Here is a 1,769-nt window from a genome sequence, read left to right as displayed (position 1 = left end):
GAGGGCTTTCGCAAGTGGCAGCAGTTCTCACAAGATACGCCAGAGTTCCATGTCGGCAGCATCATCAATAGCGGCACTGTAACCGAGCTATCACAAGATATTATCGATGCCTATAACGCGCCCTTCCCTGATGAATCATTCAAAGAAGGCGCAAGACAATTCCCCGTGCTCGTACCGACTACACCGGATGACCCTGCCTCAAGTGATAACCGCGCAGCTTGGGGCGTACTTAGCACATGGGATAACCCTTTTATCACCTTGTTTAGCGACTCTGACCCTGTTACCAAAGGCGGTGATAAAATCATGCAAAAGCTCATACCAGGTACTCAAAACCAAGCTCATACGACTATTACCAATGGCGGTCATTTTTTACAAGAGGATCAAGGCGAACCATTGGCCGAGCTGCTAGTTACCTTTATCGCTGACAATCCCTAGTATTAAACTATTTAATATTACCTTAATATCAAATCATCTTGCATGACGGCGCGGCATCTTGATTACAGATGTCGCCCTTTGCCGCGTCACTGTTTGAACTATTTGAACCTCACATCAGCGCATGTATCTTCCTGTACACTTTAGACAGTAGATTTATATCCATATATTGATAATCAAATGCGCTTAGCTTAGTATCCTTCTCATAAGTGAACTATCAACATTTAATACATTTAAACTTAATTAAGGATAACAAGCCATGTCAAACAATGATCCCAAAAACAGTAACGATAACAATGTAAAAAAAGCGACCGATAATAAAGCCGTCGTTGGCGTAGAAGTCGTCAAAGACGATACCGTAGTATTTGAAGACGGTAACTTTGATGAGTACAATGCTGAGCATGATTATCAAGAAGGCAAGGAGCAAGACAAAAAAGCTCAGGACGATAAAGCGAAAACCACCCCAGCTCCAAACAAAGCCGATAGTGCGACCAAAAACGATAAGCCAGCGGCCGATAAAGCTAAAAATCAAGACAAGCCCCAAAACCAAGAAAAGACTCAAAGCACAAGTAAAGCTAAAGATACTGACGCTAAGAACGAGTCAGATAATAAGAGCAATACTCAAAGCGCTAATAAAGATAAAGAAGCGGATAACGTTGAAGCCTCTGTAAAAGAGCAAGCCCCTAAAAAAGACGATAAATCAGCAAAAGCAGAAACTGCTAAAGACGATAGCAAAGATGATGCTAAAGACGATAGCAAAGCTGATAAAAAACAAGCGCCGAAAAAAGCGAGCAAAGCTACCAAAGCAGAAACCGCAAAAAAGGACAGCGAAGCTAAAGCTGACGATGCTGCCCAAAAAGAGACGTCTAGCAAAAGTGACAAGTCTGATAAAGCTGCTGAGCAGAAGAGCGACGCCGAACAAAATGACGCTGATAACCAAGCGCAGTCTGATGAAGACAACGCTAACATGTCGATGGCAGGTCTCTTTCAGTGGGCCAATAAGCTCAGAGAAGACTTTATGTCAGAAGCAATGGGCATCACCAATGGCGTCACTGAAAAAGCCACAGCTATGACGCTAGAGCGCTTAATCGCTATGGTAGATATGGAACTGGCTGCCTTTGATAAAAGCGTAGATGTCGCCAAAAAACTCATCGCCAATGTAGAAGAAGAGCGTAGTAAGATCGCCAGTAGAAAAGAGAAGTATCAAAGCATGATTGATGATCTAAACCAAGAGTAACCGTTTTATCTTGTAAGTTTAGAGTGTGATAAATCCAATGTTAGGCGTTTATTTAAGCGTTTAGCATTGGATTTTTTTATGCGTTAAAAGTCATAGTAAA

Annotated in this window: 2 protein-coding genes; both read left to right on the top strand. The window is 42.2% G+C overall.

The window, feature by feature from the left end; all coding sequences use genetic code 11:
* The coding region (locus tag ACTXGO_RS13225) for an alpha/beta hydrolase family protein (protein WP_459112930.1) at positions 1–435 on the top strand (435 nt) is incomplete at its 5' end.
* Positions 436–691: 256 nt separating this feature from the next.
* A complete protein-coding gene (locus ACTXGO_RS13220) occupies positions 692–1,669 on the top strand; it encodes a hypothetical protein (protein WP_443574846.1) in 978 nt (325 codons plus the stop codon).
* Positions 1,670–1,769 lie beyond the last annotated feature (100 nt).

The sequence above is a fragment of the Psychrobacter sp. T6-1 genome (assembly GCF_052258445.1).
The sequence above is the reverse complement of the archived record's forward strand: the minus strand, read 5'-3'. Positions and strand labels throughout refer to the sequence as shown.

What these genes read in the sequence shown, in the direction of transcription:
- ACTXGO_RS13220 (WP_443574846.1), top strand. Translation starts at nt 692, where the DNA reads ATGTCAAACAATGATCCCAAAAACAGTAACGATAACAATGTAAAAAAA.